Annotated in this window: 23 protein-coding genes and 1 riboswitch; of the genes, 6 read left to right on the top strand and 17 right to left on the bottom strand. The window is 36.8% G+C overall.

The genetic code is table 11. The features are described 5' to 3' along the window. Positions 1–294: 294 nt before the first annotated feature. From ACTQ5K_RS16210 to ACTQ5K_RS16170, 9 genes are all read right to left on the bottom strand, one after another. On the bottom strand, positions 295–1,770 hold the full coding sequence (locus ACTQ5K_RS16210) for a protein adenylyltransferase SelO (protein WP_349204832.1): 1,476 nt from the start codon (positions 1,768–1,770) through the stop codon (positions 295–297). Positions 1,771–1,864: 94 nt separating this feature from the next. After that, the gene (gene xylF / locus ACTQ5K_RS16205; protein ID WP_349204831.1) at positions 1,865–2,944 is read right to left on the bottom strand and encodes a D-xylose ABC transporter substrate-binding protein; all 1,080 of its coding nucleotides are present in this window, start codon (positions 2,942–2,944) and stop codon (positions 1,865–1,867) included. Positions 2,945–3,010: 66 nt separating this feature from the next. Next, on the bottom strand, positions 3,011–4,558 hold the full coding sequence (locus ACTQ5K_RS16200; protein ID WP_441994084.1) for a response regulator: 1,548 nt from the start codon (positions 4,556–4,558) through the stop codon (positions 3,011–3,013). Positions 4,559–4,569: 11 nt separating this feature from the next. Continuing rightward, positions 4,570–6,000, bottom strand: coding sequence for a sensor histidine kinase (locus ACTQ5K_RS16195; protein ID WP_441994077.1), 1,431 nt, complete (start codon positions 5,998–6,000; stop codon positions 4,570–4,572). Further along, entirely contained in the window at positions 5,993–6,979 is a 987-nt protein-coding gene (locus ACTQ5K_RS16190; RefSeq protein ID WP_235250778.1) for a sugar ABC transporter substrate-binding protein, read from the bottom strand. The genes ACTQ5K_RS16195 and ACTQ5K_RS16190 overlap by 8 nt, the downstream gene beginning before the upstream one ends. Before the next feature lie 206 nt (positions 6,980–7,185). Continuing rightward, positions 7,186–8,352, bottom strand: coding sequence for a sugar ABC transporter permease (locus ACTQ5K_RS16185; RefSeq protein WP_441994075.1), 1,167 nt, complete (start codon positions 8,350–8,352; stop codon positions 7,186–7,188). Positions 8,353–8,368: 16 nt separating this feature from the next. Continuing rightward, positions 8,369–9,889, bottom strand: coding sequence for a sugar ABC transporter ATP-binding protein (locus ACTQ5K_RS16180; RefSeq protein ID WP_031536087.1), 1,521 nt, complete (start codon positions 9,887–9,889; stop codon positions 8,369–8,371). 131 nt (positions 9,890–10,020) lie between these two features. Then, positions 10,021–11,133: a sugar ABC transporter substrate-binding protein gene (locus tag ACTQ5K_RS16175; RefSeq protein WP_235250780.1), complete on the bottom strand. Its 1,113-nt coding sequence runs from the start codon at positions 11,131–11,133 to the stop codon at positions 10,021–10,023. A 280-nt stretch (positions 11,134–11,413) separates the two neighbouring features. Beyond that, positions 11,414–12,394, bottom strand: a complete 981-nt coding sequence (locus ACTQ5K_RS16170; protein WP_235250782.1) for a sensor domain-containing diguanylate cyclase — start codon at positions 12,392–12,394, stop codon at positions 11,414–11,416. Between the two features lie 107 nt (positions 12,395–12,501). Continuing rightward, positions 12,502–12,587: riboswitch (cyclic di-GMP riboswitch) on the bottom strand. A 256-nt stretch (positions 12,588–12,843) separates the two neighbouring features. On the opposite strand from ACTQ5K_RS16170, the gene ACTQ5K_RS16165 reads away from it, so the two are divergent. Continuing rightward, positions 12,844–13,380, top strand: a complete 537-nt coding sequence (locus ACTQ5K_RS16165) for a CueP family metal-binding protein (RefSeq protein ID WP_235250784.1) — start codon at positions 12,844–12,846, stop codon at positions 13,378–13,380. A gap of 49 nt (positions 13,381–13,429) precedes the next feature. Here ACTQ5K_RS16165 and ACTQ5K_RS16160 read toward each other — a convergent pair whose 3' ends face one another. Genes ACTQ5K_RS16160 through ACTQ5K_RS16150 form a run of 3 tightly spaced genes read right to left on the bottom strand, consistent with a single transcriptional unit; the run spans position 13,430 to position 16,327 of the window. Continuing rightward, a complete protein-coding gene (locus ACTQ5K_RS16160; RefSeq protein WP_031536078.1) occupies positions 13,430–14,254 on the bottom strand; it encodes a GNAT family N-acetyltransferase in 825 nt (274 codons plus the stop codon). A gap of 14 nt (positions 14,255–14,268) precedes the next feature. Further along, positions 14,269–15,339, bottom strand: coding sequence for a UvrB/UvrC motif-containing protein (locus ACTQ5K_RS16155; protein WP_441994074.1), 1,071 nt, complete (start codon positions 15,337–15,339; stop codon positions 14,269–14,271). Between the two features lie 22 nt (positions 15,340–15,361). Further along, positions 15,362–16,327 carry a S66 family peptidase gene (locus tag ACTQ5K_RS16150; protein WP_031536074.1) on the bottom strand — a complete coding sequence of 322 codons (966 nt, stop codon included), beginning with the start codon at positions 16,325–16,327 and terminating at the stop codon, positions 15,362–15,364. Positions 16,328–16,451: 124 nt separating this feature from the next. Between ACTQ5K_RS16150 and ACTQ5K_RS16145 the strand changes: the two genes are divergently transcribed. Beyond that, on the top strand, positions 16,452–16,664 hold the full coding sequence (locus ACTQ5K_RS16145) for a DUF5316 family protein (protein ID WP_031536072.1): 213 nt from the start codon (positions 16,452–16,454) through the stop codon (positions 16,662–16,664). 30 nt (positions 16,665–16,694) lie between these two features. Here the strand turns inward: ACTQ5K_RS16145 and abc-f are convergent, their stop codons facing one another. After that, the gene (gene abc-f / locus ACTQ5K_RS16140; RefSeq protein WP_031536071.1) at positions 16,695–18,329 is read right to left on the bottom strand and encodes a ribosomal protection-like ABC-F family protein; all 1,635 of its coding nucleotides are present in this window, start codon (positions 18,327–18,329) and stop codon (positions 16,695–16,697) included. Between the two features lie 480 nt (positions 18,330–18,809). Here abc-f and ACTQ5K_RS16135 point away from each other — a divergent pair, with 480 nt between their 5' ends. Both ACTQ5K_RS16135 and ACTQ5K_RS16130 read left to right on the top strand, forming a co-directional pair. After that, positions 18,810–20,258, top strand: coding sequence for an amino acid ABC transporter substrate-binding protein/permease (locus ACTQ5K_RS16135; protein WP_235250788.1), 1,449 nt, complete (start codon positions 18,810–18,812; stop codon positions 20,256–20,258). Further along, entirely contained in the window at positions 20,245–20,973 is a 729-nt protein-coding gene (locus ACTQ5K_RS16130) for an amino acid ABC transporter ATP-binding protein (protein ID WP_031536067.1), read from the top strand. The genes ACTQ5K_RS16135 and ACTQ5K_RS16130 overlap by 14 nt, the downstream gene beginning before the upstream one ends. Before the next feature lie 35 nt (positions 20,974–21,008). Here the strand turns inward: ACTQ5K_RS16130 and ACTQ5K_RS16125 are convergent, their stop codons facing one another. Continuing rightward, complete coding sequence (locus tag ACTQ5K_RS16125) at positions 21,009–21,356, bottom strand: winged helix-turn-helix transcriptional regulator (protein WP_031536065.1); 348 nt, start codon at positions 21,354–21,356, stop codon at positions 21,009–21,011. Between the two features lie 175 nt (positions 21,357–21,531). Between ACTQ5K_RS16125 and ACTQ5K_RS16120 the strand changes: the two genes are divergently transcribed. After that, on the top strand, positions 21,532–22,386 hold the full coding sequence (locus ACTQ5K_RS16120; RefSeq protein ID WP_441994073.1) for an SDR family oxidoreductase: 855 nt from the start codon (positions 21,532–21,534) through the stop codon (positions 22,384–22,386). A 49-nt stretch (positions 22,387–22,435) separates the two neighbouring features. Here ACTQ5K_RS16120 and ACTQ5K_RS16115 read toward each other — a convergent pair whose 3' ends face one another. Then, positions 22,436–23,269 (bottom strand): helix-turn-helix transcriptional regulator, encoded by an 834-nt coding sequence (locus ACTQ5K_RS16115; protein WP_031536056.1) that lies wholly within the window; start codon positions 23,267–23,269, stop codon positions 22,436–22,438. Between the two features lie 106 nt (positions 23,270–23,375). On the opposite strand from ACTQ5K_RS16115, the gene fabF reads away from it, so the two are divergent. Further along, complete coding sequence (fabF, locus tag ACTQ5K_RS16110; RefSeq protein ID WP_048719327.1) at positions 23,376–24,608, top strand: beta-ketoacyl-ACP synthase II; 1,233 nt, start codon at positions 23,376–23,378, stop codon at positions 24,606–24,608. 55 nt (positions 24,609–24,663) lie between these two features. Here fabF and ACTQ5K_RS16105 read toward each other — a convergent pair whose 3' ends face one another. Together ACTQ5K_RS16105 and ACTQ5K_RS16100 are read right to left on the bottom strand one after the other, a co-directional pair. Beyond that, positions 24,664–25,848 (bottom strand): MFS transporter, encoded by a 1,185-nt coding sequence (locus tag ACTQ5K_RS16105; RefSeq protein ID WP_048719354.1) that lies wholly within the window; start codon positions 25,846–25,848, stop codon positions 24,664–24,666. Next, positions 25,818–26,194: hypothetical protein (locus ACTQ5K_RS16100; RefSeq protein ID WP_441994072.1), on the bottom strand; the 377-nt coding region annotated here is incomplete at its 5' end. The genes ACTQ5K_RS16100 and ACTQ5K_RS16105, both read right to left, overlap by 31 nt.

The raw sequence follows: 26,194 nt of genomic DNA, 5'->3' as shown, positions 1-26,194 counted from the left end.
TCTTGTTCGTTTTGATTATATGGACTTTGAGGTGCCTTCTCTGTTACCTTTGGCTGTTGTTTTTTTTGTGTTGGGGCACAGAGAGCGATTCTCTGTTATCATTGACGGCTTTTTTCTTCTGTTCGGGCTCAGAGAGTGTTTCTCTTTGTGTCGCTTTAATTAAACAAGGTCCTAGCAGTTAACATAACAAATAAGCTGCCATCAAAGTTCTTTTCAACACTTACTGACGAACTTTATTCTCGATTTCTTTTTTAGGAACTCTTTGGACAGTTCCTTTTTCTGTAACTATCTTTATCACGTCCCACAATAGGTTTTATACGTTGGATTTACTTGCTGTGGGGCTATGCCGTATTCTATTTGTTCTTTTGTATAAGCATATGGATTAGAAAGCATTTGCAATAATTCTTCCATTACACTTAAATCCCCGTCTTCTGCAGCATCAAGAGCTGCTTCTACAAGGTGGTTACGAGGAATGACGACTGGATTATGCTTTTTCATTTTTTTACGTGCGCCTACTTCCCCACCTTCTTGGCTCTCTATTCTTTCCTTCCAAGCCTTGTGCCAATCAATAAATGCTTGATTTTTACTTAGCTCCAATTTATCTACTTCACCTAATGCTAAAAAGCGGAAAGTATCGGTAAAGTCAGCTCGATTATTTTGCATGATGCCAAGGAGCTTCTCACTTAGTTCTGCATCTTGTTCTTCTTCTTTGGCTTGTAATCCTAGCTTTCCTCTCATGCCATCAAGCCAATGCTCTTGATAATACGTATTAAATGCATATAATTCATTTTGGGCTAGTTCCACTGCTTTTTCCACATTATCATGCAGTAATGGCAACAAGGCTTCCGCAAACCTCGCCAGGTTCCAGCCAGCGATTTTCGGCTGATTTCCATATGCATAACGCCCTTGGACATCGATGGAACTAAACACCGTCTCTAGATGGAAGGTATCCATAAATGCACAAGGACCATAGTCAATCGTCTCTCCGCTGATTGTCATATTATCCGTATTCATAACACCATGGATGAATCCTACCAACTGCCACTTTGCAATTAAGATAGCTTGACGTTTAATCACCTCTTTAAACATTGCTAAATAGTGATTTCCATCTTTCTCAATCGTTGGAAAGTGGCGGTCAATCGCATAATCTGCAAGGGCTTTTAGTTCCTTCTTCGAATCAAGGGAAGCTGCATATTGAAAGGTCCCTACGCGCAGATGGCTTGCTGCAACTCTCGTTAAAATTGCTCCTGGCAAATCTGTTTCACGAACAATCTTTTCTCCAGTTGCCAAGACTGCAAGACTTCTTGTTGTTGGAATACCAAGTCCATGCATTGCTTCACTTATAATATACTCTCTCAGCATTGGCTTAAGAGCAGCTCGCCCATCTCCTCCGCGAGAATACGGAGTGCGGCCAGAACCTTTTAATTGAACATCAACTCTATCACCTGTCGGCGTAATATGCTCACCAATCAACATTGCCCTTCCATCTCCAAGCATCGTTGGATGGCCGAATTGATGCCCTGCATACGCTTGTGCAAGAGGAAAGCCTCCTTCCGGAATCTCATTACCACTTAATACTTGTATCACCTCTGGGCTTTGCAATTGTTCCGTATTTAATCCTAATGTCTTTGCCAAATCGTAATTTAGCTTCACCAAGCTTGGCGAACTGACTGGATTTAACGTCATTTCAGAATAAAAAACACCTGGAAGACGAGCATAGCTGTTATCAAAATTCCAGCCAGCATTTATTTTCATTTCACTATTACTCATATTAGCTCCCTTCCAATCGTTATTTGGATATTTTCTATTATACCCTCTTCTTCATATGGAACATGCAATAACCTCTAAATAGGTACGAAATCGTTTATTTGTTATACACTTCTTCTTTTGAATGAAAATCATCTTTTATGATTGTTTCTTCCATATTTTCTTTTGTTACAGCAACTGGTGAAAGCAAGATAGTCGGAACCTCTATTTTCCCATTATTCACCTTATTCTCCACAGGGATCATTTCTCCATTTGCCATCCGAACAGCAATTTGAGCTACTTCTTCAGCTAATGCTTTAATTGGCTTATATACAGTCATCGTTTGAGTTCCTTGGATTATCCGTTGTGCTGCTGGAAGATCGCCATCTTGTCCAGCAACAGGAATTTTCCCTTCGAGTCCATATTTTTTAAGTGCTTTAATGGCACTTCCAGCAGTTGCGTCATTTGCCGCGATAACAGCATCTATTTTATTGTCATTTGCTTTTAAAGCCTCTTCCATGTTACTGTATGCATATTCTGGATTCCAGTTTTTTGACCATTGATCATACACTACGGTAATATCACCTCTATCTATAAAAGGTTGTAAAACTTGAAATACGCCTCTTTTAATAAGATGGGCATTATTATCCGTATCTGCTCCTCCAATGTATACATACTTCCCTTTTGGCACTAATTTTGTAATTGCTTCCGCCTGCAATGTTCCAACCATTTCATTATCAAAGGAAATATATAAATCGACTTCGGCATTTTTTATTAATCGATCATACGAGAGAACCTTTATTCCAGACGAATGAGCTTTGTTCACAATAGTTGCCATTGCTTCTGCATTATGTGGGACTACGACTAATAAATCGACCCCTTTGCTTATTAACGTCTCTGCCTGTAGAATTTGCAAAGCGTCATCACCATTCGCAGCAACGCTTTCTACTTCTGCACCTAGTTCTTCCACTGCTTCTTTAAATAAATCTCTGTCTCTTTGCCATCTGTCTTCTTTCAGGGTATCCATTGAAAATCCTATTTTAAGCTTTTTAGTCTCTTCTTTTGCTTCTATTGTTTTGGAAGTAGCCTTAGACGGCAAATACCCTTCCTGTTTTCCTTGTTCCTTATAACAGCCAGCAAAAATACCTGTTAAGCATAGTAACAGAATGAACAATGTTTGTTTTCCTATCCGTCTCATCCAACTCTCTCCTATTTTAATCACTTTAGCTCTTTCTTCTAATGGTCTTGTTAATCAAAGAAGTATCTAGGATGTCTTATTCGCTAATAATAACTTCCGATATTCCTTTGGTGACATATTGCACAGCTTTTTAAAGACTTTACTAAAATAGTTGGGATCATGGTAGCCAACTTCGAAGGTAATTTCTTTTATACTTTTATCCGTATCTCTTATTAATTCCTTTGCCTTTTCAATTCGACATTCTGTTAAGAAATCAATATAGTTAACCCCTTGCTTTTCTTTAAAAATCTTGCTTATATAAATAGGACTAAGACCGACTTTCCTAGCCAATGAATCTAAGGATATATCTTCTTGAGAGTGGGAAAGAATATATTGCTTCAACTGATGAATCGCATCTGCTTCCAATCGTTCTGTTCTTTGTCTAAAAGAATGAACCATTTCATCGAGTAATCTCGTTGTTTCTACTTGCAATTCTCGATAGTTTAAAGGCTTATATGCATATAAAGGGGGATCTGTCTCCATTCCCATTTCTTCCATCACTCGCGATATAATCCAAAGAATTTCTAATATTCGTTGCTGTGTATGCAATACGTCTGCCGCTTCTCTTTCATAGTGCTGCAGAACATATAAAATATATTTTCGTACATTCTCCCATTGCCCCATTCGAATTTGGTCAGCAAATTCCTTTTTCCGGTGCTCTATTAATCTTCCACTCATCGCATCACTTGAAGATGCTGCTTCTTCTGAATAAAAACGATATTTTGTTGGTAAGGAAATATCCATCGTCGCAAATAGAGCTTCATGGTACGACTGGCGAACCTTCTCTAAGGAATCCGAAACATTCCCTATTCCAATAAAACAATCCGCTTTCTTCGTACGTTTAACAATGGAAAGCACTTGTTGAGCTAGAGAAGTTGCCTGTGAACGATAAGAAACTTTTTCGTCTCTAAACACAATGATAGGAAGATGACTACCATAAAGGGCACCTACCCAGCAGCTTTTCGTTTCTCTAATTTTCTCTTTTATGACCGAATAAAGAGACTCTCCCCCTGTTGGCATTAGCACTAGCATGACAAACATTTCCTGTGTAGATGGCGTCTCTAACATTTCTACAAGCATATCAACATGCACTTCGTGGACATGATCGAATAATAATTGTGTTACTACATCAGTCTCCACTAGAGATAACGCTTTCAAAAATGCTTCCTCTTGATATTTTCTGACGATAGTTGCTCTATGTTCCTCTTTAATCTGCTGAAAAACCTTTCCGACCGTTGTAATAATTTCACTTGCTCTACTCGGTTTAAGAATATAATCCTTCACTCCTAGCTTTATGGATTGACGCATATATTCAAACGTATCAAAAGCAGTGACCATAATAAAACGAACCATTGAATTGCTTGCGATAATCCTTTCCATTGCTTCCAAGCCATTGATGCCAGGCATTTTAATATCCATTAGTATTAAATCAGGTCGAAATGTTTCCGCTAATTCGATTGCCATTTTTCCATTTTTCGCTTGCATTATCTTTGTATCAGGAAAACCTTTTTTTATGATTGCCTCCATTCCATCTCTCTCTATTTGTTCATCATCTACAATGAGGAGTTTTATCATCATCCCACACCCTATTTTTTAATTTGAATGATCACCTTAGTTCCTGAGCCAATCTCACTCTTAATCGTTATGACATCTTCCTCGCCGTAAAACAGTCGTAATCTTTTTACTACATTGCTAAATCCTATTCCAATGCCTTTTGATTTATTTTCAACTAGCTGTGAATCCTCTGTAAGTAATAGGTTTATTTTATCCTTATGTATTCCAATCCCATCATCTTCAATTTCGATTAGGACTGTATCCCTCTCATCGATTACTCTTGCCCAAATTGTTCCACCATCCTCATTTGGTTCCACTGCATGAATAACTGCATTTTCAATAATTGGCTGTAAAGTTAACGACGGAATTTTCCAATCTAGACAGCATTCATCTATCTCCATAAAAAATCGTAATCTATCTGTGAATCTTGCTTTTTGTATATCCATATATTGCCTTACCACCATTATTTCCTCTCGCAGTGTCACCGACCGATCTAATTGCTTTAAATTGTAGCGCAGAATTCCTGCTACACTAACTAATAAATCACTTGTTTCTTCTGAACCTTCTAAATAAGCCTTTTTAGATATCGTATTTAAGGTGTTAAACAGAAAATGGGGACTGATTTGACTCTGTAAACTTTTAAATTGACTTTCTTGCAGTAATATTTTGCTCTGCTGTAATTCATGCTCTAACTGTGCCTTATGTTTTATTTCTGAAATTAGCATATTAATGTTCTTTCTCATTCGATCAAAGGTTCTCGCTAGAAAGGCAATCTCATCTTTTGTTTCTACTTTCACCTGCAAATCAAATCGGCCCTTAGACAATTCGTTTGCTGCCTGGGTTAGCTTAAATATTGGTCTAGTAATAGTTAGAGAAAACCAATATGTTACCAAAAACAATACACACATGATTAATAATAAAAGGAAGATTCCTAATTTCATTACTTCACCTGACTGTTTAATAATACCTCTATAAAAACGGTCATAGGTCTTTAGCTCTGTATCTACTAAAGATAAAGACATCTCTGAAATATATGTTGATATGCTTGTTACTTCAGAAAATTCCTGAGCTGCCGCTTCACTGTCATTTTCTGATAAAAATAGCAGAAGTCGATTGGTTGTTTCAATAAAACTATCCATTAAATGAACATAGTTTGTTAAGGTAAAATTGTTTTCTTCATTTCTTAGTGTAATAACACCTTGCTTTGCTTCTTCCATTCTCTTCTTACTTTGGTTAAGCTGAGACATATTTTCTTCAGATGGTTTTATCATGTAGTTATTTATATCAGTAATGACATTCTGGCTACTAGTGGTAACTTCGTTTAGTTTTAAATAACGCTGCAAAATCTCATTATACTGTTGTTGCGTCTTGTGATTATAGTAAGTAAGCGCAATCCATATAACAGACATGATAATCAAGACAATGGTTGTGAGCAGAAGAATTTTTTTCTGAATACTATTCATTTGTATTTTCCGCCTTTTGTATCTTTATATCTGTAAGATAGCCATTTTTATCTAACGGAACTTTTTCACCGTTCAGCCATTCCATCATTAACTGGACACTCTGTTCTCCCATTGCTTCAGGAGTTTGCTCTACCATGGCATCTAAGGTTCCCTCTTCTAATAGGGAGATGGATTCCGGTCCATCATCAAAGGAATATATATAATAAGGATCTATTTGGTAACGCTTACTAATTTCTTTAACCAAAGTTCCCAAAACATTTGCATTAATAGCAATGAACGCATTCGTATCAGGTTCCTTATTTAAAATATCCTGTGTTGTCACAACTACTTGCTCTTTCGTTGTATCAATTGTTTTTGCATACACAACATTAATATCTTTATATTGTTTAAGTATCTCCTCTATGCCTTTCAATCGTTGTTTTTGAAAATATTCCTCCTGGGATTCAAGCATGAGAACAACCTTCCCCTTTGATCCCATATCCCTTACTAGTTGCTCTGCAATCATTTTTCCAGCTGAAAATTGATCGGACCCTACATAAGTTCTTCGCAAACTGTCAGCTATCGGAACATCATTGGCAACAGTAATGATAGGAACTCCATAAAAGGAGGCTTTTATTTTTGTCAAATTCTTAAACTCATCCGTATCTAACCCCTGAACAATAATTCCATCTACTTTCGATTGAATCGCTATTTCGACGTTTTTCAGAAAATCTTCCTGATTATGGCTATAGCTCCCCCAAACTTCAAGACTAACTTCTTCAATTTCCGCCTGCTTCTTCGCACCCTTTGCTACTTTATCCCAAAAAGGAGTATCCCTTTCCTGAGTGATTAAGACAAGACGCTGCTGATCTTGATTGTTCATCCTATCATCAGAGGGGAATTGCCAATCCGCACGAAAAACATTTTTTGCTGCATCAAATGTAAAATAACAAAGAATTAGGATGACCGTTAAAAATATAACCATAATTGTTTTTCGCAAAAGATCAGTCTCCTTCCATTAATTGTATCCCACAAACTCATCATAGCATCCTTTGTAAATTGTTCAATAGTTATCTTTTCTGGGAAAAGTAATGTCATTTATCTAGTGGGAAATAACAGCAAAAAAGGGATTAGTGAAAAACGTGGCATAGGCTTGTCCTAGTGAAAAAGCGGAAAATAGGAGAGACCGCTGTCTCTCCTTCTAGTTTATTTTGACTTTCTCGTCATTACATCAAATATAACCGCACCTGCTAAAACTCCGCCTCTAATCATATATTGATAAGATATTCCAACACCTAGTAAGTTCATCCCACTTGAAAGTGATGCCATAACGATTGCACCAATAATAGCACCTGTTACTTTTCCAACTCCTCCAGCAGCTGAAACTCCCCCTACATAGGCAGCAGCGATGGCATCTAATTCGAATAGAGTACCGGCTGTTGTGGTTGCTGATTGAAGACGAGCCGTGAATAAAATACCGGATAATGCTGCCATCATTCCCATGGATCCAAAAACAATATAAGTAATTTTTTTGACATTAATCCCACTAAGGTGAGCAGCTTCTGGATTGCTTCCGACTGCATAAATATGTCTTCCAAGTACTGTTTTCGTAGTCAAGAAATGATACACAAAAACAACTGCAAGCATTACAATAACGGTCCAAGAAAATCCATTATACCCAGCAAGAATCCATGTAATATAAGCAATAATGATTGAAACAAATGCTAATTTTAAAATAAACATCGGTTTAGACAATACATCGAATTGATAGTTTAATTTTTTCCTTCTATTTGTTATTTCGCTATAAATATAGAGCAGAATCCCTATTAACCCTACCAATAAGGATAAAAAATGCAGTCCATTTACTTCAAACATGGATGGAATATATCCATTGCCAATTGCATTAAATGCATCATTTTGAATAATAATAGTTCCTGTTTTTTCCGTTACTTGCAATAAAGCACCCCGAAAAATCAGCATTCCTGCTAAAGTAGCCACAAAGGATGGTATGCCTACTTGTGCTACTAACAGCCCATTAAATAATCCTACTACAATTCCTAGAATGAGAATGATGGGGATGGAAATATATACAGATACGCCTGCCTGTGTCAGTAGGATTGCGGCAATCGCCCCGAGAAATCCCGCAACATATCCAACAGATAAATCGATATGACGAATAACTATAATCAATGTCATCGCAACTGCAAGCACGGCTATATATCCTGCTGAGTCTAGTAAATTACTTATATTTCGCGAAGAGATAAATAGTTCGTCTGTCATAATCGTAAACGTAAGAATAATAACAAACAAAGCGATATACATTCCATAATCACGAATATTCGCTCGAATAAGTGCTTTTGCTTCTTGATACATAATCCTTCCACCCTCCCTATTGTGTTGCCAGCTGCATAATGTTTTCTTGATTCGCTTCTTCTATAGACAATTCACCTTTTAATTCTGTTTGCGCCATGACATACACTCGGTCGCTCATGCCAAGCACCTCTCCTAGCTCAGAAGAAATCATGATGATGCTTAATCCTTCTTCAATCAGCTTATTCATAACAGTATAAATTTCAAATTTAGCACCAACATCAATGCCACGGGTTGGTTCATCTAAGATTAATAGTTTTGGGGCAACAAAGAGCCACTTTCCAAGTGAGACTTTCTGCTGATTTCCTCCACTTAAATTACCTGCGAACTGTTCAAGTGATGAAGCTTTTATATGAAGCGACTTTTTATAGGAGTCAGCAACCTTAATTTCCTCATTTTCATTAATGACTCCTTTTTGCGCAATTCCTTTCAAATTTGCAGCGGAGATATTACTCTTAATATCTTGCAGCAAGAATAATCCGTCTCCTTTACGATCTTCTGTTACATACGCTATTCCCGCTTGAATAGCATCACTCGTATGTTTAAATTTTTGCGGTTCCCCATTCAAATACATTTGACCCTGAATCTTATACGATTTTGCATTTCCAAATATACTTAATGCAAGCTCCGTTCGTCCTGACCCCATTAAGCCTGCTATCCCAACTATTTCCCCTTTTTTCACATGGAGATTAATATTCTTTACCACATCTCTCCCTAATTGAGGATCAAAGGCACTCCAATTTTTCAGCTCTAAAATAGGGGTTCCTTTTTCTTTCTTATTTCGTTTTGGATAAATATCCTCAATTTCTCGACCAACCATGTTTTTAATAATAAAATTCTCTGTAATTTCTCCTTTAGCAGCTTCTAGGGTACAAATCGTTTGGCCATCTCGAAGGACAGTCGCTTTATCTGCTATCGAGATAACTTCCTTTAGCTTGTGGGAAATCATAATACAAGTAATCCCCTGATGCTTTAGTTCCTTTAACAAGCGAAGAAGATTTTCACTATCATCCTCATTTAATGCAGCTGTCGGTTCATCTAAGATAAGAAGCTTTACATCTTTACTTAATGCCTTAGCAATTTCAATTAGCTGTCTTTTCCCGACACTTAAATCTTTTACAAGTGTGTCTGGAGCAACATCCAGTTTTACTTTTTCTAGTAATTTCTTTGACTCTACAATCGTTTGGTTCCAATTGATTACTCCACCTTGCTTCACTTCATTGCCAGCGAAAATATTTTCATACACTGATAAATCAGGAAATAAAGCAAGCTCTTGATAAATAATGACAATCCCTGTTTTCACACTGTCACTAATTTTATGAAACTGTTGAATTTCATCTTCAAAGACAATATCCCCCTCATACGTTCCATATGGATGGACTCCACTCAACACTTTCATCAAAGTCGATTTACCAGCTCCATTTTCTCCTATTAAACAATGAATCTCTCCTTTATTAACCTTGAAATTCACATTGCTTAACGCCTTAACTCCTGTAAATTCTTTTGTGATCCCATTCATTTCAAGAATATATTCACTCATTTTCTTCCTCCTTTAAAAGCTGACAAGGGAATGGATGAAAGGGCCGACCTCCCTTGATATATCAATCACCAAAAGCAATCGATATAGCCAATGGAGGTCGAACATTTTTTTTGGAAGTCCCTTCTATAAAATTACTTTAATCCTGTAAATTCACTTGCTTCATAATAGCCTGAGTCAATTAATTCTGTTTGGACATTATCTTGATCTACAACAATGACATTTGTTTGCTTCGCACTTACTTCAATCGCTCCATTATCATAAGAACCTGTAGTTTCTGGTGATTTTCCATCTAAGATATCAACAGCAATCCCCATTGCGTCCGTTACTAAGGTACGAACATCTTTAAATACGGTCATGGATTGCTTTCCATCAATCACATATTGAATAGATGCCTTTTCTGCATCTTGTCCTGTCACGGTATAACTAGAAATATCTCCATCAGAAGCGAAAACATCAGCAATTGCGCGGGCAGTTCCATCATTAGGCGCTAAGACAGCAACATCGCCCTTCATGTCTGTTCCTACCGCTGTTAAATGAGTTTGTGCTTTATTTTTCGCTTCGTTTGGATCCCAGTTTGTTGTAACCTGGCCTAAGATTTTACTCATTTCATCACGACTAAGCTCTTGCTTATCTTTTAACTTTTCTGCTTCACTTGAGTTAGCAATTTTGAATGTTCCATCCGCAATTTTTGGTTGAAGTACATTCCATGCTCCCTCAAAGAATAAAAAGGCATTGTTATCTGATGCAGCTCCTGCATATAGATACAAAGGGACATCCTTTCCTTCTGAATGCTCAATCAAATATTGCCCTTGTGCAGCACCAACTGCCACACTATCAAAAGTTACATAGTAATCAACTGCATCAGTATCTGTAACCAAACGGTCGTATGAAATAACTTTAATGCCCTCTTTTTTAGCAGCCTCAACAGCTGCCGCTGCTGCCGCTCCATCTTGTGGAGTTATAATAAGTACTTCAATTCCTTTATTAATTAACGTTTCCACATTTTCTTTTTCCTTCGCAGAAGAACCTTGGCTGAATAAAATTTCAGTCGTATATTCAGAGTCTTTTAAAGCATCTTTAAAACGCTGTTCATCCTGTACCCAGCGTGGCTCATCTTTCGTTGGCAAGACAATTCCCACACTAATTTTATTGCTGCTTCCACCTGTGCTGTTACTGCAAGCTCCCATCAGAGCAGCAATTAGCACTACTACAAGTAATAAGGAAATGGATTTCCATCTTTTCATTGATTTTTCCCCCTTTGAATTTGGTTCTTTCCTTTCTTTACAGTTAAAATTGTATGAGAAAAACCGCTATTTTGTAAGCGTTAACAATAGTACTCTTTTAATATCATCTGTATTTTTTTAATATAGGGGTGGTTAAAAGACTTTATTTGGCTTAGCCAATGCTTGAGGGTAAGGATATTTCAAAAGTGGAGCACTTCATCTTTTATAGTGGTTAAAAAAATAGCCTTCATTCGATTAATGAAGGCAGTTCTTTCAACCAATATACTAACTATCCAACCAGTTACTTTACAATCACTCTATTTCCGTAAGGTATGGTATTTTTCTTTTTCTTCATTTTATTTTGGTACATATTATCATCTGCTTCTGTAAATAACGCAGTCATTTTTCCAAGAGAGCTTGAAACAAATCCATAGCCTATAGACATTTTTACAGTAGTATCCGTATCCCTTTCCTCATCGCCGCTTAATTCCATGGACATACGTTTGTACAACTCTTCTATTTCTTCCTTTCCCATTCCTTGTATTAGTAGGACAAACTCGTCCCCACCGATCCTTGAGACCGTTATATACGGGGAAGAAAAAGTGTTTAGTATTTTTCCAGCTTCTTTGATTAGATCGTCACCTTGTTTATGCCCATATTTATCATTTACCTGCTTTAGTTCGTCTAAATCACATAAAATAATAGCGATTGCCTCATCTATTTTTGTATCAAATTCTTCCATCTTTTGTTCAAAATAAAATCGATTATGTACCTCTGTCAGTGCATCATGAATCAGTTGATACTCTAAATTTTGTCGCAGTCGCACTTTCTCATCAATATTGCGAATAATTCCATGTATAGCTACTAGATTCCCTAGTTCATAAATAGGGGTGGCATATTCCTCAAACCACTTATAATTACCGTCTACACATCTCATACGTTGGATCAATGGCTCACTATAATCTATCTTTCCAATGAGTTTTTTGTACATAATATGATAATCATCTGGATGGATTAATTCTAAAGGAGCATGGGGATTTCGATAGAATTCCTTAACCATTCCCTCTCCTAAAATATAATCGGTGGATGGACTAATATACGAATGTCTCATTTGCGGTCTTACTTCATATCTGTAAACAATATCCTTCGAGCTTTCCACTAAGCGAAACATAATATCTTCCCTTTCCATTTTCACTTTCCAGCTATTATGTTTTCGTTTGGCATTTACCTTCCAAAAGAAAATACCAAATATTATCCCGCTAAAAAAATAGAAAATCCCCATCTTCATCCTCACCTTAAATTTGTGAGACTATCATCGGCATATTACAACGATCTAAATACAGAAAAAAACTAATCTTCTTCCGATTAGCCTTCCGTTTATAAAGATAAATCGGTAACTGGCTGACTTAATCTCCAAGATCTTAGTCCCTATAGCTTTGCGTCTTCACCTTTCGATGAATTTGCCTTTAACACCTTAATATATTTAATGAACTATTGCATTACATTTTTTCCTTTTTCTAGCTTCTATTACAAATTTTATAGGAAAATAGTCAGATGCACAAGAGATAGGAAGGACTTTTTTCACATTTTCTTACATAACTAGCAAAAATATCACTTCCTATTTAATTTGAAAAATTCACAAAATCTCCATTTCTCTTTCCTCTTTTTTGCGGTTTAGTTTGATATCTTAATAAATAAGCAATCAAACAAAAAAGGGAGAATGCGATTAAGATGAAAAAAAATAAACTTATCATCCCAATATTCATTACAATAGTATTTGCCATAACTATCTATTTATTAATCAATCAAATCAATCGCTATGAAAAAATGGAAAGTGGAGATGTTAAACAACTCGTCCATGATTATAGTACTGGCAAAAAATCAGCCGTTTCTGCTTCGATTAGCTCCGATACACTAACAGTAAGCACGCCTGAAAACGAGGAACTTATCTATCAGTTGCCTAAAGATGAATTTTTCGTATCATTTGCTCCTTACTTAATTGATACACACCCTTGCGCAATCCATAATCTAGCAGGTTGCCGCGGAGAATTGGCTAATAAGGAATTTGCTGTATATATTGAAGATCAAGAGGGAAAGGTTTATGTGGATGAACAGATAACATCCCAAGCAAATGGTTTTATCGATGTATGGCTTCCTCGCAACAAGGATTTTAAAATGACTATCTCTTATAATGGCAAGACAGCTAAGACCGAATTTGCTACTTTTAAAGATGATAACACTTGTATTACTACCCTTCCTTTAACCTAACATGCTAAGTAGGTAACCTATTTTCTAGGTTACCTACTTTTTTTGACAGTTACTTAATTTCGTAATAATCCTGAGAATGATAGCTTCGAAATCCACAAGACTCGTAAAGTTTGAGGGCTCGGGCATTTTTTGCTTCTACTTCTAAAAAAATCGGCAAGCCTTTTTGCTCTTCTTGTTTTACTACTTTCGATAATGCCCTTCTGCCAATTCCTTGCCCGCGGAACTCTGGAAATACCACAAAACCATAAATCCATGCTTCTCCATTCATTTCAGAAACTCTGATTTTCCCTGCTATTTTTCCATCCACCTCAATAATCATACGGTGATCATCATCCAGTTCCCTTATTGTTTCTACATATGCTCTGACATCCTCTTCCACCATTCCAAATCCTCGGACATCAAGCTGGATTTCTACTTCTTTGTCATGAACATAATCATAGGGTCTTAACTTAATCGCTGTGTCCTCGATTATGTTTGCCTTCTGCCATTTCATTTGATGCTCCGAAAAGGTATAGGAACAAGGAATTTTCTCTAAAAATGCTTTCGCACTCTGGGATGTAGCAGGAGCATTCAATAATATGCTCGTCGCCCCTCTCCTTCTTGCCTCCTCTAGACCTTCCGCCAGTAATGCTGTAAAAATCCCTTTTCTTCGATACTGTGGATGAACCATGCCACAAAACTCTACTTTTCTTCCAAAATAGTAACTTCCTAAAAATCCAACTAGTTTGCCGTCTTCATTATGGAAAAAGTCCTCTTTATTTTCTCCATTTCGGTTTTCTAGCATATCGAAGTTAAGCTTTAACTCATATCCTTCCTCTTGCTCACAAATTTCTTTAAGTGATTTTATTTCTGCAATTTGCTCTTTTGACAGCATATTTATTTTCTCCTCTAATTTTGGATAGGAATCGGAAGGATTCTCCTAAGAACATCTTCCAAATAATCACATTCAGTGCTACTTACTCGATCATCCTCTATAACAGTATACGTACAATTGTCGCTGTTTAAATATTTATAAATAATATATGCTTCATCTATTTCCTCTTTTCCCAAAGCACTGATATGTTGGTTGGGTACAGAAAGGGATTCTATCCTTCTCTTCACTTCTTGAATATCTACCTGATTGACTTCATATATTTGTTGATAAATAATTTTATTTCGTCTAATAAGAAAAAGCTTTATTCGATAGTCAGCTAAGGATTCTACTGCCATTATTAGATGATTATCCACCATAAAACTTACTACTGATTCTGTTTGCAAAATCGTATTTATTTTCGTAATCGTATCTCTAATTTCTGCTGCCTTCTCAAACTCAACATTACTGGAGGCTTCAATCATTTTTGTGGACATCTCTTCTAGTACACCATTATCCTTTTTATTAAATAAAGCGATAAGCCGATGAATAATTTGTTGGTGAGCTTCTTTGGCTATTGGATCAAAACAAATCCCCATACACTTTCCGATGGAATAATTCAAGCACGGACTTTGACTCCACTTCTCTTGGGAGCAATTTATTTTATAAAATGCTTTTATTCCATTTATCACATTTTCTACTGTTCCTTTACTAGTGAAGGGACCAAAGTAATAATGAACATCGTCCTTATCTAACTCATTGGCGATCTCCATATGACAGTTTCCCTTCTGCCATCGAAAAACGATGTAGTTATAAGCCTTTGTTGTTTTCATCATTCTATTGTACATAGGTTGAATTTCCTTTATTAACTTACATTCCAGCATCAATGCCTCAAATTCCGTATCTGTTAGGATAAAGTCGAAATCCTTTATATGCTTTACAAGCTTCTCCCATTTGCCAAACCGATTTTTCGAATGCTGGAAATAGGAAGAAACTCTATTTTTTAATTTTTTTGATTTGCCAACATAAATGATGTGACCAGAGGAGTCTTTCATCAAATACACCCCTGGAGATGTTGGCAGATTTTTTATTTTTTCTTTAAGCTCCAAGTCGATTCCTCCTCTGGATTGTTTAAAAAGTAGTCATCTTTATTCCATGTGTCATCGTATCAATCTCTACTTCTCCTCCAATTGGAAAAGTAAAGAATGGTTGAATATGTCCAAAATCAACATTATAGAGAACAGGGATTTTTTTCAAAAGAGGATGTTTATCCAGAATAAATAGAAGCTGCTCCTCTGACATCTTAGAAGCTTTTTGAAATCTCCCAATTACTAGCGCTTTTATGGAGCCAGCAGTCTGTAATAAAGAAGTTAAGTCTCTTGCAAACGTTTCTGGAATGGTTAATTCATCATCTTCTACAAACAGAAGGCTGTCTTTCAGATTTGGCATATATTCTGTTCCCTGCAGTAAATTTAAGGTACATAGATTACCGCCAAACACTTGCCCTTTTGCCCTACCCTCTTGGTATACTTCCCAGCCACCAGGTTCATAGTTACGATTTTCTTGATCCAAATACCATGCATCATCTGTCCATACATCAGAAGGCTCAACCATAAATTTCTGTGATTCCATCAAGCATTTCTGGAAATATTCCGTTTGGTATTCCTGTAACTTATCCATTTGAAAGCTAGAAAAGTGCGGTCCTGAATATGTAATAAAATCAGCCTTTGTTGTGATGGCTGTTGCTAAAGCAGTAATATCACTATACCCACAAAGTATCTTTGGATTGTTTTTTATTAATTCATAATCCAAATAAGGCAATAGCTCATTACTGTTAAATCCACCAATTACAGTTAAAATCCCTTTCACCTTTTTATCCCGAAAAGCATCATGAATATCTTCTATTCGATGTTCTATTGTCGTGGAAAACTGTAAGTCGGATTCAAAAATATACTTACCAAACGTAACAACAAATCCAAAATCCTCTAATCTTTTCTTTGCTTGCACAATTCCCTCTTCCGATAAAATTTTTGCACTTCGACTAGGAGCGATTACTCTAATTTCATCCCCCTTTTGTAGCTTAACAGGTACTCTCATGCCTATTCCTCCTCTTTCTTTTTATTAAAACACAAATAATCTTATATTTCTGTAACTTTTAGGGAGGACAAAACGTATATTTTACAAAAGAAAAAGGTGCTTCATTGGAAAAGGAGGAATAACTATGTTTACATTTTTTTTAGTCATTGGGATTATCGCGATTTTTATCGCTGTAACTATGGTAGGCGCATGGCCCGATGGACGGCAACATAGAAACCATTATTTCACAGAAACAAAAGAAGATCGCGCATTAAACACAAAGATTTCCATAGTAGTTGGTTTGATTGGGATTGTGTCATTAGCAATAGCTACAGCAATTTATTATTTTGTAAATTGAGTGGGACAAGGAACCCGGCCCCACGTCCCACTACTCCAACTCCTTCATTCGCTTCGTCAAATCCAGAAACTTTCTATCTAATTCTGCATATTTTTTATCCTTTGGTGTCATAAAGCTTAATTTTCCTAGAACTTCTTGTCTTTCTGTTTCTAGCTTTAAACGCAGTTCCTCTTTATTGTCCCTTTCCTGCTTCTCCGATTCTGTCCATTGCCTCTTTAAGAATCCTTCTGCTAAAACTATTTTGCTTGTTGTTGTTTTCTCCAAAAAATAGCGGTCATGGGAAACGATTAGAAGAGTCCCATTATATTGCGATAACGTTTCTTCTAATTGTTCACGGGATGGCAAGTCAAGATGGTTCGTTGGTTCATCCAGAATAAGCACGTCTTTTTCTTCTAAAATATATGCCATTAACTTACACTTTACCCGTTCCCCCATGCTCATATTTTTTATCGGTTCCTTCCATTGGGACGGCATAAACCCTAGATGTTTCATTAACGTTTGTACTTTTCCCCTTGCAGCAAACGTCTCAGTAAAAAATAGCTGTTCTGGTGTTTCCTCTAAAGGGAGATCAAATACTTCCTGTGTTAAATACCCCATATTGGCCGTAGGAGAAATCCAGGCTTCCCCGTCTGCTTTTTCTTTTCCTAAAATAATGTTTAATAAGGTTGTCTTCCCGCTTCCATTCGGACCTATAATAGCAACCTTCTCGCCATATTGAATCGTAATATTCCCTTTTTCAAACAAAACGCGAGAGCCAAATTTCTTCGATAAATCCTTAATCTCCAAAAAGCGTTTTCCTTTCTTTTTATTCGCTTCAATCGAAAAAGATACCGTATACTCTTCTTCTACACGCTCCACTTTATTTCTTTCCAGTTCCTTTTCCAATCGTTTTTGCTTCGATTTCACTTGAGCATCCATTCGTTTCGCCTTTGCCCGATAATATTCCTTTGGAAACTCTTGTTTGGTTGATTGCGCATGTGCCTTTTGCGCCCAAGAGGTAATCTCTTTCATTTGTCCTTCGACTTGTTTAATCTTCTTTTGTTGTTTATCATATTCCCTCTGCTGGGTTAACCTTTTCTGTTCGCGCGCTTCCATATAACTGGAATAGTTTCCTTTATGTTCAATAAGCTTCCTACTTTCAATAGACCAAATCTTTGTGGTTACACTATCTAGAAAATAACGATCATGAGAGACAAGGAGAATGGTACCCTTATATTTTTTGATTTGCTGTTGAAGGAGTTTCATACTTCGCTCATCTAAATGATTGGTTGGTTCATCTAAAAGCAGTATGTCTGCTTCAACAGCAAAACCTCTAGCAAGCCGAGCTTTTAACTTTTCCCCACCGCTCATATTCTGAAAATCATTTGTTGGCACTTGCCATTTTTCCAACAGCTTCATTTCAGTTGAATTTTCTTCCGCTAGGTCATAGTTTTCTGTTTCTTGCTCAACCATTCTAATAACCAAATTTTCCTTTATCCACTTCAAATGCCCATTTGTAGGAGCTATATCTTGATTTATTAATTGCAATAATGTTGATTTGCCTGCACCATTCTTGCCAATAATCCCAATAACCTCTCCCTGCCGTACACTTGCATTTATTTTTTCAAAAATGGTTGCATCCAACACTTCATAACTGATATTCACTAATTTAAATAGTTCTGTCATCCGATCAAACCCTTTCTATGAAGGGAGAAAAAAATCCTCCCAATTTTCCTTGGAAGGATTAGCCGTACCTAATTATCCGCTCGTTCCCAATCATGATCATATACAAAAAAACCGTGCATATCGACCACTAATTGTGCGCATACCATTAGAGATATACACAGAAAAGCGTTATATGAAAATGGGCAGACTAATCCTATTTTTGGTTAATTTGAAATTTTTTCATTCAAATTGTTGAAAAATAAGATTAGTTCTTCATCGTTCACCCATCATCCCTTTCGTTGTAAGTAACTGTAGTATAACATACTTTCTGTAATGTAATCCATTTCTGACAAAAAATATGGAAAAATTTCACTTTATATTCCTATCTGTACAATATCACGATTGTTTAGTATTATTTTAATTATGTTTTTGTTAGATAATCTAACATAAGATATCCAAAACTTATCAACATCAAGAATAATGCGAAAAGGAGTTACACGAATGAAGCAAAAGAGAATGTCTAAATTTATTTTATTCTTTGTAGTTATCTTAACTATATTGAGTATTATTTCTCCCATAACAAAAGCAGAAGCAAAGGAGAAAGTATATCAGATTGCAACAGATATTACATTTGCACCATTTGAATTTCAGGATGTAAATGGTGATTTCGTTGGAATTGATATGGACTTAATCGCTGCTATTGCAAAAGACCAAGGCTTCCAATATGAAATGAAGCCACTTGGATTTAACGCTGCTGTTCAAGCGCTTGAATCAAACCAAGTAGATGCTGTTATTGCCGGAATGAGTATTACAGAGGAAAGACAAAAGAAGTTTGATTTCTCTGATCCTTATTTTGATTCAGGTATCATTATGGCGGTTGATAGTGATAATGAGACCATCTCCTCTTATGAAGATTTAAAAGGTCAAAAAGTTGCTGTGAAAACAGGAACAGAAGGTGCTAGCTTTGCAGAGAGCATCAAAGACGAATACGGATTTTCAATCGTGACTTTTGACGATTCTGCTAATATGTACGAAGAAGTAAGAACAGGAAATTCCGTTGCTGTATTTGATGATTATCCTGTATTAGCATATGGAATCAAGCAAGGAAATGGATTAAAAATTGTCACAGATAAAGAAGCAGGAGCATCATATGGTTTTGCTGTCTCAAAAGGACAAAACACAGAGCTTCTTGAGATGTTTAACACTGGTTTGGCTAATTTAAAGGCGTCAGGTGAATATCAAAGAATATTAGATAAATACTTAGAAACTGGCTCAGATGTGGAAGAAGGAAGCGGCTTTTTCGGTCTATTGAAAGAAAGTTTCCCAAGCTTGCTATCTGGTTTAAAAATGACATTGATCTTAACCGTTATTTCTCTGTTAATTGCAACCGTACTTGGGATTATTTTCGGATTATTACGTATTGCAAAAAATAAAGTGTTAAACACAATCGCTATTATTTACATCGATATATTCCGAGGAACACCATTAATCGTTCAAGCATTCTTTATTTATTTTGGAATACCAGCAGCTCTTGATTTTCGTATTTCAGCTGTTGCTGCCGGTCTTATTACCCTAAGTTTAAATGCTGGTGCTTACATGGCTGAGATTGTCCGCGGAGGAATTCAATCGGTTGATAAAGGACAAATGGAAGCTGCACGTAGTCTGGGACTTCCTTATGGAAAAGCAATGAGAAAAGTCGTCCTTCCACAGGCGATTCAATTAATGATTCCAGCATTTATTAACCAGTTTGTTATCACCTTGAAAGATACGTCTATTCTTTCGATTATCGGTATCAATGAATTGACACAAAGCGGAAAAATTATTATTGCAAGAAACTTAGAATCATTCCAAATGTGGCTAATTGTCGGCATTATGTACTTTATTGTCATTATGATTCTAACAAAAGTATCAAATGTATTAGAAAGAAGGATAAAAAATGGCCAAGCTTAAAGTGACGAATCTGAAAAAATCATATGGTAGTCTCGAAGTATTGAAATCAATTGATTTACAGGTAACAGAAGGCGAAGTTGTTTGCTTAATCGGTCCTTCTGGATCTGGTAAAAGTACCCTTCTGCGCTGTTTAAATATGTTAGAAGAAGTAACAAGTGGAGAAGTAGTAGTAAATGACTTTAAATTAACCGATAAAAAAAATGACATAAATAAAATTAGAGAAAATATTGGAATGGTGTTCCAGCACTTTAATCTTTTTCCACACTTAACGGTATTAGAAAATATCACGCTAGCACCAGTTGATTTAAAGAAAGCAACGCCACAGCAAGCGAAAGAAAAAGCATTAGCACTTTTAGATCGAGTTGGTTTGAAAGAAAAGGCGAACGAAAATCCAGCTAAATTATCTGGTGGCCAAAAGCAAAGGGTCGCAATCGCACGTGCCCTTGCCATGAATCCTGATATTATGCTATTCGATGAACCAACAAGTGCCTTAGATCCGGAAATGGTCGGAGAAGTATTGAATGTTATAAAACAATTGGCACAAGAAGGAATGACCATGGTTATCGTTACACATGAGATGGGCTTCGCTAGAGAAGTGGCGGACCGTGTAATCTTCATGGATAATGGATACATTGTCGAAGAAGGTACACCACAAGAGATCTTTGGAAACCCACAAAATGAGCGTACGAAAGATTTCTTGAATAAAGTATTGTAAAGCTTATGGGGACAATCAATTGTCCCCATCTTTCTTTAGTCCTTATAATGCTTCTTCCCCCACTCCCCCATTAAATCAAGAATGGGGATAAAGCTTACTCCCTTTTCTGTTAAAGAATACTCCACTTTAGGCGGCACTTCTTTATATACTTCTCGATGTACCATTTGATCTGCTTCCAATTCCCTTAGCTGTCTTGTTAAAATTCCTTTTGAAATGCCTGGTAACAGCCTTTGTAGTTCATTAAAGCGTTTTGTTCCTTGACTTAAATGCCATAAGATAATAATTTTCCATCTTCCCGCTGTTAAATTTTGCGTATAAGTAACAGGACAGAACCCTTCCTCTTCACTCGAGTCAGGTGTTCTTTGAACAAAATAACGAGCCATCTGATCTATCTCCTTTCCCATGGTACTATTTATGTGACTATGTCATTAAAAAATAACTACTTTTATTTTTCTAACTATGAATATACTATATACCTATATTGAATATACAACAACACATCTTGTCAGAAACATTTGGTTATAATGAAATAAGAAAATGAATGGGAGGAAATATAAAATGAAACTATTAGTAACAGGTGCTACTGGTAAACTCGGCTCTAAAATCGTGAATGTTTTACTATCAAAAGTTTCTGCTGACCAGCTTGCAGTCAGTGTTCGTCATCCTGAAAAAGCAGAAGATTTACGTGTAAAAGGTGTAGATGTTCGCGAGGGAGATTTCGATAAGCCAGAAACATTGGAAACAGCCTTTAAAGGAATTGATCGATTATTGATTATTTCAGCAGATGGAGACACGGAAACAAGAATTCGTCAACACAGTAACGCAGTCGCGGCAGCCAAAAATGCTGGTGTTTCGTTTATCGCATATACAAGTATTGCAAATGCACAAGAAAGCACAAATTTCCTTGCTGAAGTTCACAAAGCAACAGAAGAAGCTATTCTTCAAACAGGCATCCCCTATTCTTTCTTGCGTAACAACTGGTACCTTGAAAATGAACTTTCTACTATTCAAGGTGTTCAAGCGGGCGCACCATGGATTACCTCTGCTGGAGAGGGAAAAGTCGGCTGGGCTTTACAACAAGACTACGCAGAAGCAGGAGCAGAAGTACTAGCAGGAGAAGGACATGAGAATACGATTTATGAGCTGTCTGGCAAACTATTATCTCAGGAAGATATCGCTGCTGCTGTTAGCACAGTGATTGGAAAAGAAGTACCCGTTCAACAGGTTGATGACACAACTTATGCTGAAATAATGACTAAAGCTGGCGTACCAGACTTTGTCGTTCCTATGCTTGTTGCAATTCAAAAGGATATTCGCGAAGGTTCCCTAGAAATAGAAAGCGAAGACTTTGAGAAATTGCTTGGACGTTCGGAAACTCCTATTGTAGAGGGAATTAGACAGCTTATTAATTGATTGGAACATTAGGGACACAACCACTGCTGTGTCCCTTTATTATTCTAAACTATTTCATCAAATGCTTAATCTTCTCTTCTGTACCAGTCCCATCAACAGGCGTATAAATGCTACATCTTAAATCATTTCGGCCATGAACTTGCAAAGAAGTTAAATTATAAATCATTTTCCCAGCCTTGGAGTGACGAAATTCAATTAATACTTCAGGCGCAGAACTTACTTCACTTTCATTCCACATTTTATTAAAATCCGGATAGTTCTTTTTCATCTCTTCAATAAATTCTCCATACCACTCATCTGCCATATACTGCCCTAAATAAGTGCGAAAGATAGAGAGAAATCCTTTGACAAAGTCTTCCCAATTAACAGCTAATGCTCTTAGCTCTTTTCTTGAAAAAACCAGTTCAATTAGATTTCTTTTTTCAAGTGGAATTTTTTCAAAATCCAAGAATACTTGTTTAGCAGCTTCATTCCATCCTACAATAAAGGAGCGTCGATCGGTAATAATCGAAGGACAGTAACGAAGCTCTTTTAAAATTTTCTCCAAGGATGGCGTAATCATTTCCTCTTCCTCTCCTTTTGGAAAGAAGGAACCACCTTCTTCAAAAGCTAATCCGTACACATATTTTCTCTCATCTAAACTCAATTGGAGCGCATCTGCAACAGCGTCTAAAACTGAAATAGATACTTTAATGTCTCTACCTTGCTCTAGCCAGGTATACCATGTAGTGCTTACACCAGCTAATTGTGCTACTTCCTCGCGACGAAGTCCTGCCGTTCTTCTTCTACTACCAGCAGGAAGTCCAACCATTTGTGGCTGTATTTTTGACCGTTTTGTTTTTAGAAAATCGGATAGCGCTTCTAATCGGATGTCTCTATTCATATACATTCTCCTTTTTAACCTAGTATTAATTATACTAGTATAAACTACAACTTGTAATAGGATAAAAAAAGCATACAATAAATAAAAAAGGAATGGGGGAAAATTTGTGAAAAGAGTCGTTATCACTGGAATGGGAATCATTTCACCGTTAGGAAACAATGTAGATGATTATTGGCAGAACCTTTTAAATGGAATATCTGGAATCAGTATGATCGAGCATTTAGATGCCTCTTCATTAAAAACAAGAATAGCTGGAGTTGTAACGGACTTTCATCCAGAAGAAAGATGGGGTACAAAGGAAGCGAAGAAGCTTGACCGATTTAGCCAGTTTGCATTAGCAGCAGCAGATGAAGCTTTATCTAACTCTCAGCTAGACTTAAATAAAGTAGACAAAGAGCGGCTAGGTGTCTATGTAGGTTCAGGGATTGGCGGTTTAACCACCCTTATTGATAATGTAAATACATTAAATCAACGAGGGCCTAATCGAGTAAGTCCTAATTTAGTGCCGATGATGATTTCAAACGCTGCTGCGGCACAAATTAGTATTAGATTCGGAGCCCAAGGTCCTTCCCTTTCTCCTGTAACAGCTTGTTCCATTGGAAATACCTCGATTGGGGAAGCTTTTCACACCATTCGAAATGGTGATGCAGACGTGATGTTTGCCGGTGGAGCGGAAGCAGCTATTACAAATTTATCCTTAGCTAGCTTTGGTAATGCAAGGGCCTTATCTACTAATAATGAGGAACCCACATTAGCAAGCAGACCTTTTGATAGAAATCGAGATGGATTTGTAATGAGTGAAGGTGCGGCAATCTTGGTCGTTGAAGACTTGGAACATGCCCTTAAGAGAAATGCTAAGATATTAGCTGAAATTATTGGCTATGGAGCGAGCTCTGACGCTCATCATATGGTTGCAACCCATCCAGAAGGAAGAGGCGCATATCTCGCCATGAAAAATGCATTAGCAAAAGCAAATGTCTCCCCTTCTGATGTGGATGTAATTAGTGCTCATGCGACTAGTACACCAGTAGGCGATTTATCGGAAACATTAGCTATTAAGAAATTATTTGAAGCGGAAGCTTATAAAATACCAGTAACCGCGAACAAATCGATGCTTGGTCATATGCTTGGTGCCGCGGGTGGAGCGGAGGCAATCGCCTTAGTTAAGAGTTTGCGAGAAGGTATTATTCCACCAACTATTAATTTAAAAACTCCAGATTCTGACTGTGATTTAGACTATGTCCCAGAAGGAGCAAGAAAAGCTTCCTTATCTATTGGTTTATCCAATTCCTTTGGGTTTGGCGGTCATAATTCTGCGATTTTGTTGAAAAAGTATTAAAGGGAAAAGACTAGGAAAATCACTATCAGCGTTTCCTAGTCTTTTTTATCGGAATTTAGGAAGCAAGCTTTTCCTCAGTATTCACGTTATCTATAAACGCAAAATATGGTAGTAGCATTCCTAGTAGGGAAATAATAGCAATTAATGTTCCAATTAAAATGTACAAAGGTCGGATTCCCCATACTTCACTTAGAACTCCACTTATTAATACGCCAAGCGGCATCATTGCACGAATGATAAAAGAGCGCACGGAAATAATTTTTCCCATTAGATGATTAGGAACAGTTTGCTGACAAATCGTTATATTATGGATACTAAAAAAAGCCATCGCGATACCTGCAATCAATTCTGTTGCTATGGCAAAAATGAGCGAGCTAGTTATCCCAAGATTAATATAAGTCAACCCTCCAATTAAAAGTGCCCCTAGCATCAATCTTCGTCTTGAGGCGTATTTTAATTTCCCAACCAATAATGTCCCTATCATATAGCCTAACGGAAATCCCGCCATAAAATAACCATACATGGCATTATTTCCGTATAGAACCGTTTTGATATATGGGATATTAATTACCATCGTAACCCCTACTCCAAATTGGACAAATGCTAGAAAAACCCCTAACCACACTATCGTCCTTTGCTGAAAAAAGTAACTGATTCCCTCCATAAATTCAGTACCCCATGCTTTTCTCTCCGGTCTCTTTTCTCTTTCTTCGGAAACTCCTAATAAAAGACTTCCGCTAATAATCAAGGAAAGGCAAATAAAAGATAAAGTGCTGTTAACCCCGATATATTCAATGACCACCCCTGCCATAACAGGAGCCGTAAAGGTCATTAATCTCGCCATTCCTTCTATGTATGCATTAGCTGTATGCAATTGTTTTTTTGAAACAATACTGGATAGTATCGCTTGATTGGCTGGTGAATAAATAGGTGTTATTAATCCTATAATGATTTGGACAATAAAAATATGCCATGGGACTAATGTGTTTGTCATAACACCGATAAGGGGTATGACAAACACAAGTCCCCTGCTCCAAAGTGCAAAAATCATGGTCCATTTTCTACTCCAACGATCAATATAAGGTCCAATAAAAACCTGAAGCGCAAGGGAGGGCAGGAAATATAATAGCCACATACTCCCCAATGCCCAAGATGAGTCTGTTATTTCATAGATTAATAACGAATTGCAAAAGGTTCCAAAAGCTCCTGCTAATTCTGATATGCCATTACCAATCCACATATATGTAAATGATTTATTTCGAAAAATATACAAACTAGCACCACTTTCTTTGGTTTGGCTGATATATTTCTATTTTGGCTGATATCCTTGGTGGTTTGGCTGATATATTCTTTTTTTGGCTGATATCCTTGGTGGTTTGCTGATATATTCTTTTTTTGGCTGATATCCTTGTCGGTTTGGCTGATACATTCTTTTTTTGACTGATATCCTTGTCGGTTTGGCTGATATATTCCCATTTTGGCTGATATCCTTGTCGGTTTGGCTGATATATTCTTTTTTTGGCTGATATCCTTGGTGGTTTGGCTGATATATTCTTTTTTTGGCTGATATCCTTGTCGGTTTGGCT

Origin of the sequence: Niallia sp. Sow4_A1 (assembly GCF_052116745.1) — a bacterium.
In the GTDB taxonomy this organism is placed as follows: domain Bacteria; phylum Bacillota; class Bacilli; order Bacillales; family Cytobacillaceae; genus Niallia; species Niallia hominis.
Note: the sequence above shows the minus strand (reverse complement) of the source record. Positions and strands in the feature narration are given on the sequence as shown.

Coding starts and splice junctions, on each gene's coding strand:
- ACTQ5K_RS16210 (WP_349204832.1), bottom strand. CDS start 1,770: ATGAGTAATAGTGAAATGAAAATAAATGCTGGCTGGAATTTTGATAAC.
- xylF (WP_349204831.1), bottom strand. CDS start 2,944: ATGAGACGGATAGGAAAACAAACATTGTTCATTCTGTTACTATGCTTA.
- ACTQ5K_RS16200 (WP_441994084.1), bottom strand. CDS start 4,558: ATGATAAAACTCCTCATTGTAGATGATGAACAAATAGAGAGAGATGGA.
- ACTQ5K_RS16195 (WP_441994077.1), bottom strand. CDS start 6,000: ATGAATAGTATTCAGAAAAAAATTCTTCTGCTCACAACCATTGTCTTG.
- ACTQ5K_RS16185 (WP_441994075.1), bottom strand. CDS start 8,352: ATGTATCAAGAAGCAAAAGCACTTATTCGAGCGAATATTCGTGATTAT.
- ACTQ5K_RS16180 (WP_031536087.1), bottom strand. CDS start 9,889: ATGAGTGAATATATTCTTGAAATGAATGGGATCACAAAAGAATTTACA.
- ACTQ5K_RS16175 (WP_235250780.1), bottom strand. CDS start 11,133: ATGAAAAGATGGAAATCCATTTCCTTATTACTTGTAGTAGTGCTAATT.
- ACTQ5K_RS16170 (WP_235250782.1), bottom strand. CDS start 12,394: ATGGGGATTTTCTATTTTTTTAGCGGGATAATATTTGGTATTTTCTTT.
- ACTQ5K_RS16165 (WP_235250784.1), top strand. CDS start 12,844: ATGAAAAAAAATAAACTTATCATCCCAATATTCATTACAATAGTATTT.
- ACTQ5K_RS16160 (WP_031536078.1), bottom strand. CDS start 14,254: ATGCTGTCAAAAGAGCAAATTGCAGAAATAAAATCACTTAAAGAAATT.
- ACTQ5K_RS16150 (WP_031536074.1), bottom strand. CDS start 16,327: ATGAGAGTACCTGTTAAGCTACAAAAGGGGGATGAAATTAGAGTAATC.
- ACTQ5K_RS16145 (WP_031536072.1), top strand. CDS start 16,452: ATGTTTACATTTTTTTTAGTCATTGGGATTATCGCGATTTTTATCGCT.
- abc-f (WP_031536071.1), bottom strand. CDS start 18,329: ATGACAGAACTATTTAAATTAGTGAATATCAGTTATGAAGTGTTGGAT.
- ACTQ5K_RS16135 (WP_235250788.1), top strand. CDS start 18,810: ATGAAGCAAAAGAGAATGTCTAAATTTATTTTATTCTTTGTAGTTATC.
- ACTQ5K_RS16130 (WP_031536067.1), top strand. CDS start 20,245: ATGGCCAAGCTTAAAGTGACGAATCTGAAAAAATCATATGGTAGTCTC.
- ACTQ5K_RS16125 (WP_031536065.1), bottom strand. CDS start 21,356: ATGGCTCGTTATTTTGTTCAAAGAACACCTGACTCGAGTGAAGAGGAA.
- ACTQ5K_RS16120 (WP_441994073.1), top strand. CDS start 21,532: ATGAAACTATTAGTAACAGGTGCTACTGGTAAACTCGGCTCTAAAATC.
- ACTQ5K_RS16115 (WP_031536056.1), bottom strand. CDS start 23,269: ATGAATAGAGACATCCGATTAGAAGCGCTATCCGATTTTCTAAAAACA.
- ACTQ5K_RS16105 (WP_048719354.1), bottom strand. CDS start 25,848: ATGTGGATTGGTAATGGCATATCAGAATTAGCAGGAGCTTTTGGAACC.